The organism is Streptomyces tricolor, assembly GCF_002155905.1.
Taxonomy (GTDB): domain Bacteria; phylum Actinomycetota; class Actinomycetes; order Streptomycetales; family Streptomycetaceae; genus Streptomyces; species Streptomyces tricolor.
Genome location: NZ_MUMF01000697.1, coordinates 1 through 7,711, shown reverse-complemented (window position 1 = coordinate 7,711; position 7,711 = coordinate 1). Strand labels below are relative to the sequence as shown.

The following is a 7,711-nucleotide window of genomic DNA, read 5'->3' as shown; positions in this document are numbered from 1 at the left end:
GGTCCGGGCGGGCGGCGTCCGGAGCGTCGCCGTCGTCGCCGTGGTCATCACATCACCTGCCGCAGGGGATTCGCGTGGGGCATGAAGGGGAACGTTGCCCGCCCACCCCCGGACCATCACGTCGCTCGGCAAACATCACACTGCTGCCGAACGACGGACCGCCGTGTATGCCACGGACGGCGGGACCGGGTGCACCCGCACGAGTGAGCGAGGCCCACCGTGGTGACGGGTGCGCGGAACCGGAGACGAGACCACGGAAGCGGAGTCGTCCCCCGGACCGGTGGTCCGGGGGACGGCCGGGCCGCCGCCGGCCTGGCCCCGGTCAGGCCGCGGCACCCGACCCGCCCAGGGCCTCGACCAGCTGTTCCCGGGTCATCTTCGAGCGGCCCGGCACCCCGGCGGCACTCGCCCGCTCGTACAGCTCCGCCTTGGACAGGGCGGTCAGGTCCTCGGTCCGCTCCTTCCGCTCCTCGGGCTCCTTGCGCTCCCTCCGCTTCGGACCGGCGGGCCGCTCGCGGCCGGCGGCCCGTTTCCCGCCGCCGTCCTTCCGCCCGCCCTTCCCGCTGCTGTCCTTCCCGCCCCGGGACCTGCTCTGTTCGACGCTGCGGCTGAGCGCCTCCATGAGATCGATGACGTTGGTCGCCTCCGGCGGCGCCGGTTCGCCGACGACCCCCTCGCCCTTCCGCTTCGCGGCGACGAGCCGCTCGACGCGCTCCGCGTAGGTGTCGTGGTAGTCGGCGGGGTCCCAGTCGATGGTGAGGGCGTCGATCAGCTGCTCGGCCGTCCGCAGCTCCTTGCTGCCGCTCTTGGCGCGCCGCTCCGGCAGTTCGGGCACCACGTCGGCGGGGTCGCGCACCTCGTCGGCCCAGTGCAGGGTGTGCAGCACCAGGACGTCCGGCTGCGCGCGCAGCGCGGTCAGGTACTCCTTGCCGCGCATGGTGAGCGTGGCGATCCCGGCCTTGTCCGAACGGTCGAGCGCCGCCCGCATCAGCTCGTACACCTGCGCGTACTCCGTGCCGCGCGGGCCGACGTAGTACGTGCGGTCGAAGTAGACGGGCTCGACCCGGCGGAGGTCGACGAACCCGGCCAGGTCGATCACCTTCGACCGTCCTGGCGCGATCTCCTCCAGCTCCTCCGGCTCCACGACCACGTACTCGCCCTCGTCCAGCTCGTAGCCCTTGACGATCCGGTCGCTGCCGACCTCCTTGCCGGTGCGCTCGTTGACCCGTTTGTTGCGGATCCGGTCCGAGGTGCCGCGCTGCAACTGGTGGAAGTGGACCGTGTGGTCCTCGGTGGCGGTGTACAGCCCCACGGGCAGGGTGACCAGCCCGAAGGTCAGCACACCGGTCCAGATCGGTCTCGCCATGGCTCCTCGCCTCACGTCGTCGTGCTACCTGGTGACCAGCCGGTGCGCCGGGCGCCGGGAGGTGCGGCCCCCGCCGGGGCCGGCCAGTCGCTCCGCCCGGGCCGCCGCCGTCGCGGCGCGGCGCCGGGCCTCCCGTACGGCACGGTCGGCCTGCCGGGCCCGGTCCCGCGCCGCCTGCACATCGGTACGGGCCTGTCGCTGCTCCTCCTCGGCCTCGCGCAGCCGCGCGCGCAGTTCCCGCACGCTCCGGTCGGCCCGGTCCGCCCGCTCGCGGGCCTCCTCCGCCGCCCGTCCGGCGACCCCGGCCTCCGTCTCCCGGGCGCGCAGTTCCCGCTCGGCCTCACGCGCGGCGTCGCGGGCCTCGCGCAGACGGCGCCGACGCGCCAGTTCGTCCTCGTGCTCGCCGGTTCCGCCGCGTTCCCGTTGCGCTCCGCGTCCGCCGGGTTCCTGGGCACCGGCGCGCTTTCGCGGGGTTGCGTGTCCGTGCGGCTCGTCGGCGTCGGCGCGCTTTCGCGGGGTCGCGTGCCCGTCTGTCTCCCCGGTCTCGGCGCGCCGCTCGGTCCCGTGTCCGCTGGGCTTCTGGGCCGTGCCGCGCTTTTGCCGGGCCTTGGGTGCGGCGGGCTCTTCGGCCGGGCCTCGCTTCCGCGCGGTCCCGCCTGCGGCGGGCTTCTCGGCCGCGCCCCGCTTCCGCTCCGTTGTGCGTCCGCCGGGTCCCTCCGCCTCGGGGTGCTGCCTCGGTGCGGTCGTCGGCGGGGTGGCGGGCCGGCGGTCGAGGGCGGCCTCGTCGGCCTCCGGGAACCCGAACGTGGCGCTGAGCGGCTTCACCAGCCGGCCCGCGGCCCACTCCCGGGCGGCCCCCGGGTCGGCGAGAGCGGCGTGCAGCGTCTCCTCGACCTCGCGCTGGACGGCCTCACCGACCGGACGTCCGGCCTCCGCCGCCAGCCGCCGTGCCTGCCGTCCGAGGGTGCCGATCACCTCGCTCTGCCGCCGGGCCAGCTCGCGCAGCCGGGCGCCGTCCAGCTCGCGGTGAGCCCGGCGCAGCTCCTCGCCGAGCCCGAGCAGCGGCTCGACCTCCGCCCGCTGCCGTCGCACCAGGAGATTGCTCACCCAGGCGCCCAGACTCGGCCGCCGCAACGCGCCGATCTCCTTGGCGAGAGCCTGGTCACCGGCCTTGCGGGCCGCCAGGGCGCGCCGGTCGCGGGCGGCCACGAACTCCTCCGGCCGCAGCCCGTACAGCTCGTCGGCGACGGCGTCCAGGTCCACCAGCGTCCCTCTCGAACGGCCACCTCGATGATTGGGTCCGAGTCTCTCACGCAGGTTGCTTTATGTATCTTTTGTCCCCACCTCCTGGTGGGATGCGCTCGACTTTCGGCGCCGGGATTCCCGCCTTTAGGCCCCGCTCCCCAGACCGACGGCGGACGGCGCCGGGGCGGCCGGGCCCGGCCGGGTGGCCGTATGCGGAGGACCGAGGGGATCAGACGTGCACAGTTCCTGGCCGGCATGGCGTTCCGCGGGACTGGCCGCGGCCGTGCTGCCGGCGGGCCCGGGCCGCGCACCGCGGACTGCGCCACCACGGCGTCGTGTACACCGTGGGCGCGGGCGAGACGCCGGGTACGGCCTTCCGTACGGCCCGGATGCGGGAGGACATCCGGGTCTGGGCCACGAGCTGTACGCCGACACCGTCGACGTGACCGGGGACGGCGTGGAACGCCTCACGGCCACCGCCGCCGAGGCGGCCGAACGGGGGCCGGGGATCTGGCTCCAGCCGACCGTCGGCGACGTCCCGGAGCGGGACGTCCGGGAACACCTCGCCGAGACCGGCCGCTTCGCGGAGCGGCTGCGCCGGCACGGTGCGGCGGTGGATTTCAGCGTGGGCTGCGAGTTCTGGCTGTTCGTGCCGGGGATCGTGCCCGGCGACACCGTGCTCGAACGCATCCGGAGCCTGCTCGACGGCCGGGTGGACCCTGTCGCGATCCAGCGACCGGGTCGACTGGCGGCTCTTCGACATCGTGGGCATCGACTACTACGCGTACTTCCCCGACAAGGCGACTGCGCAAGGGAGTCGAGCCGCCATCTGCGCTGGGGCAAACCGCTGGCCATCACCGAGTTCGGCACCTGCGCCCACGTCGGGGCGCCCGAGGCCGGTGGCATGGGCTGGGACGTCGTCGACCACGACAAGGAGCCCGCGGAGATCAAGGGCGATCCGGTCCGCAGCGAGCGCACCCAGGCGGTCCACCTCGGCCAACTCCTCGACGTGTACTCCTCGACGGGCCTCTACGCGGCGATGGCCTTCGAGTTCGTGAACCCCGACGCCCCGCACCGCCCCGACGCCCCGCAGTACGACCTCGACATGGCGGGCTACGCCATCACCCGCACCCTCAAGGACCGCCCCGACGCCCCGGCCCCCGGCTGGCACTGGAGGGAGCCGAAGGAGGCGTTCCACGCCCTGGCCCGCCGGTACCGGGCCGGTCGGCGCGCGGGCGGGCACGGATGGCCGGCCGGGCGTGGACGGGAGGCCGGGCGTGGACAGGGAGCCGGGCGGGTGTGCGTCGGGGCGTCGGGTCGCCTGTTCGGAGGACCGTTCGGCTCGCCGCGCGGCCGCGGCCGGTCCGGGGCCACATGATGCGGGCATGGCCGGGGCCCGGCCGCCGACCGCCGGCCGGACCGCCGGGCCGTCAGCCGGTCGATTGTGCGCGGAGGCGAAGACGCAAAGGCATCGGCACGCTTCCGGGCGGATGCCTGAGCGGATCCGGAGGTGTACGGCGGGTGACGACAGACGGCCAAAATTGCACCGTTCGTTTTCTTGAACCCCTCGTGTTTATGAGGGTAGGTTCGGCCGCATGACCGCCTCCCCGACACCGACCACCGCCGAGGAGCTCCGCGGTGCCGGCCTGCGCGTGACGGCAGCTCGCGTCGCGCTGCTGGAGACCGTCCGGGACGGCGACCACCTCGGCGTCGAGGCCATCGCCTCCGGAGTCCGCGATCGCGTGGGCCACATCTCCCTGCAAGCCGTCTACGAGGCCCTTCACGCGCTCACCGCGGCGGGACTCGTGCGCCGCATCGAGCCGGCCGGCCACCCGGCCCGGTACGAGGGGCGCGTGGGCGACAACCACCACCACATCGTGTGCCGGTCCTGCGGTGCCGTCGCCGATGTCGACTGTGCCGTCGGCGACGCGCCCTGCCTGACCGCCGCCGACGATCACGGCTTCGCCATCGACGAGGCCGAGGTCGTGTACTGGGGCCTGTGCCCCGACTGTTCCACCGGCCGCAGTTCCTGAGCACCGAGTTCCGCACAGTTCGGAAGGATTGCCATGACTGAGAACCACGACGCGATCGTCACAGACGCGAAGTCGGAGGGGAGCGGCGGCTGCCCCGTCGCGCACGACCGGGCACTGCACCCGACCCAGGGCGGCGGCAACCGCCAGTGGTGGCCGGAGCGGCTCAACCTGAAGATCCTCGCCAAGAACCCGGCCGTGGCCAATCCGCTCGACGAGGACTTCGACTACGCCGAGGCCTTCAAGGCCCTGGACCTCGCGGCCGTGAAGCGGGACATCGCCGAGGTGCTGACCACGTCGCAGGACTGGTGGCCCGCCGACTTCGGCAACTACGGCCCGCTGATGATCCGTATGGCCTGGCACAGCGCGGGCACCTACCGCATCAGCGACGGCCGCGGCGGCGCCGGCGCCGGCCAGCAGCGCTTCGCCCCGCTCAACAGCTGGCCGGACAACGGCAACCTGGACAAGGCCCGCCGCCTGCTGTGGCCGGTCAAGAAGAAGTACGGCCAGAGCATCTCCTGGGCCGACCTGCTGATCCTCACCGGCAATGTCGCCCTGGAGACGATGGGCTTCAAGACCTTCGGCTTCGGCGGCGGCCGTGCGGACGTCTGGGAGGCGGAGGAGGACGTCTACTGGGGTCCCGAGACCACCTGGCTGGACGACCGGCGCTACACCGGCGACCGCGAGCTGGAGAACCCGCTCGGCGCGGTCCAGATGGGCCTGATCTACGTCAACCCGGAGGGCCCGAACGGCAACCCGGACCCGATCGCCGCGGCCCGCGACATCCGAGAGACGTTCCGCCGCATGGCGATGAACGACGAGGAGACCGTCGCCCTGATCGCCGGCGGCCACACCTTCGGCAAGACCCACGGCGCGGGCCCGGCGGACCACGTCGGCGCCGACCCCGAGGCCGCCTCCCTCGAGGAGCAGGGCCTGGGCTGGCGGAGCACCTACGGCACCGGCAAGGGCGCGGACGCCATCACCTCCGGCCTGGAGGTCACCTGGACCAGCACGCCGACCCAGTGGAGCAACGGGTTCTTCAAGAACCTCTTCGAGTACGAGTACGAGCTGGAGCAGAGCCCGGCCGGCGCCCACCAGTGGGTGGCCAAGAACGCCCCGGAGATCATCCCCGACGCGCACGACCCGTCGAAGAAGCACCGCCCGCGGATGCTCACCACCGACCTGTCCCTGCGCTTCGACCCGATCTACGAGCCGATCTCCCGCCGGTTCTACGAGAACCCGGAGGAGTTCGCCGACGCCTTCGCCCGCGCCTGGTACAAGCTCACCCACCGTGACATGGGCCCGAAGTCGCTGTACCTCGGCCCGGAGGTCCCGGAGGAGACGCTGCTGTGGCAGGACCCGCTGCCGGAGCGCGAGGGCGAGCTGATCGACGACGCCGACATCGCCATCCTCAAGACCAAGCTGCTGGAGTCGGGCCTGTCCGTGTCCCAGCTGGTCACCACCGCGTGGGCGTCCGCGTCCACCTTCCGCGCCAGCGACAAGCGCGGCGGTGCCAACGGCGCCCGCATCCGCCTCGCCCCGCAGCGCGGCTGGGAGGTCAACGACCCCGACCAGCTGGCGCAGGTGCTGCGCACCCTGGAGAACGTCCAGCAGGAGTTCAACGCCTCCTCCGGCGCGAAGAAGGTCTCCCTGGCCGACCTCATCGTCCTCGGCGGTGCCGCCGGCGTGGAGAAGGCCGCCAAGGAAGCCGGCTTCGAGATCCAGGTGCCCTTCACCCCGGGCCGTGTCGACGCGACCGAGGAGCACACCGACGTCGAGTCCTTCGAGGCGCTGGAGCCGACCGCGGACGGCTTCCGCAACTACCTCGGCAAGGGCAACCGGCTGCCGGCCGAGTACCTGCTGCTCGACAGGGCGAACCTGCTGAACCTGAGCGCCCCCGAGATGACGGTGCTGGTCGGTGGTCTGCGCGTCCTCGGCGCCAACCACCAGCAGTCGCAGCTCGGCGTCTTCACCAAGACGCCCGGCGTCCTCACCAACGACTTCTTCGTCAACCTGCTCGACATGGGGACGACGTGGAAGGCGACCTCCGAGGACCAGACCACGTTCGAGGGCCGCGACGCCGCCACCGGCGAGGTGAAGTGGGCCGGCAGCCGAGCCGACCTGGTCTTCGGCTCCAACTCCGAGCTGCGCGCGCTCGCCGAGGTCTACGCCAGCGACGACGCCAAGGAGAAGTTCGTCAAGGACTTCGTCGCCGCGTGGCACAAGGTCATGGACGCGGACCGGTTCGACCTCGTCTGACCCGCTGACCGGTCCGCTCTCGGCAGACCGCTGAACGGTGCGTCCGGGCCCGCCCCCTCGGGGCGGACCCGGACGTTTCCCGTGCGGCCCTGTCCGGGCCGGCTCCGGCCCGGGCGGGTCAGTGGCCGAGCACGGCCGCGCCCGCTCGCGCGTACTGCTCGTCCAGGTCGCCCGACGGAGCACCCGCGACGCCGATGCCCGCGACCGGAGCGCCCTTGGCGGTCACCGGCGTGCCGCCCGCGAGGAACAGCGTGCCCGGGATGTCCTTCAGGGTCGGCGCCTGCGCCAGCCGCTTGGCCAGCTCCGACGTCGGCGCGTTCCAGGACACCGCGGTGAACGCCTTGCGCTCCGCGGACTCGTACGACTGCGGGCCCGCCCCGTCCCCGCGCAGGGTGACCAGGGTGTTGCCGTTGCGGTCGACGACGGCCACCGACACGTGCCGGCCGTCCTTCTCGGCCGCCTCCACCGCGGCGCGCGCCGCCTTCGTGGCCGCCTCCAGGGTCAGATGGGTGCTCTGGGTCAGCTCGCCGCCCCGGGCCGCGACGGGGGCGGCGGCGGGCGTGGCCTCCGTGGTGTCGGCGGCGTTGGCGGCGACCGTGCCGACGACACCGGCACCGAGAACGGCCAGGGCGGCGCCGCCGACGAGGACGCGGGTACGGCGGGACGGCTTCTTGCGGCTGGACATGCTGAGGAACCTCCAGTAGAGCCTGGGCTGGGGGCGTCGGTCGCTCCCGGAACCGATCCTCGGCCCGGACCGGGCCGCGTCCCGTCGCCGGACCGGATGCCTGGGGGGTCATCCGATCGGATGACC

General features: G+C 73.3%; 6 protein-coding genes. 3 read left to right on the top strand and 3 right to left on the bottom strand.

Annotated elements, in window-relative coordinates:
• Positions 1–322: 322 nt before the first annotated feature.
• Entirely contained in the window at positions 323–1,366 is a 1,044-nt protein-coding gene (gene ku, locus CCN44_RS37660; RefSeq protein ID WP_059246993.1) for a non-homologous end joining protein Ku, read from the bottom strand.
• A gap of 24 nt (positions 1,367–1,390) precedes the next feature.
• Positions 1,391–2,629 carry a hypothetical protein gene (locus tag CCN44_RS37655; protein ID WP_208639924.1) on the bottom strand — a complete coding sequence of 413 codons (1,239 nt, stop codon included), beginning with the start codon at positions 2,627–2,629 and terminating at the stop codon, positions 1,391–1,393.
• A 424-nt stretch (positions 2,630–3,053) separates the two neighbouring features.
• Between CCN44_RS37655 and CCN44_RS37650 the strand changes: the two genes are divergently transcribed.
• The 3 genes from CCN44_RS37650 to katG all read left to right on the top strand — a co-directional run bounded on the left by CCN44_RS37650 (position 3,054) and on the right by katG (position 6,900).
• A complete protein-coding gene (locus CCN44_RS37650) occupies positions 3,054–3,989 on the top strand; it encodes an abortive phage infection protein (RefSeq protein ID WP_237481633.1) in 936 nt (311 codons plus the stop codon).
• Between the two features lie 217 nt (positions 3,990–4,206).
• The gene (locus CCN44_RS37645) at positions 4,207–4,644 is read left to right on the top strand and encodes a Fur family transcriptional regulator (RefSeq protein ID WP_030640662.1); all 438 of its coding nucleotides are present in this window, start codon (positions 4,207–4,209) and stop codon (positions 4,642–4,644) included.
• Positions 4,645–4,677: 33 nt separating this feature from the next.
• Entirely contained in the window at positions 4,678–6,900 is a 2,223-nt protein-coding gene (gene katG, locus CCN44_RS37640) for a catalase/peroxidase HPI (RefSeq protein ID WP_086703272.1), read from the top strand.
• Between the two features lie 118 nt (positions 6,901–7,018).
• Here katG and CCN44_RS37635 read toward each other — a convergent pair whose 3' ends face one another.
• The gene (locus CCN44_RS37635; RefSeq protein WP_059247008.1) at positions 7,019–7,585 is read right to left on the bottom strand and encodes a GlcG/HbpS family heme-binding protein; all 567 of its coding nucleotides are present in this window, start codon (positions 7,583–7,585) and stop codon (positions 7,019–7,021) included.
• Between the last annotated feature and the right edge of the window lie 126 nt (positions 7,586–7,711).

Coding starts and splice junctions, on each gene's coding strand:
- ku (WP_059246993.1), bottom strand. CDS start 1,366: ATGGCGAGACCGATCTGGACCGGTGTGCTGACCTTCGGGCTGGTCACC.
- CCN44_RS37645 (WP_030640662.1), top strand. CDS start 4,207: ATGACCGCCTCCCCGACACCGACCACCGCCGAGGAGCTCCGCGGTGCC.
- katG (WP_086703272.1), top strand. CDS start 4,678: ATGACTGAGAACCACGACGCGATCGTCACAGACGCGAAGTCGGAGGGG.
- CCN44_RS37635 (WP_059247008.1), bottom strand. CDS start 7,585: ATGTCCAGCCGCAAGAAGCCGTCCCGCCGTACCCGCGTCCTCGTCGGC.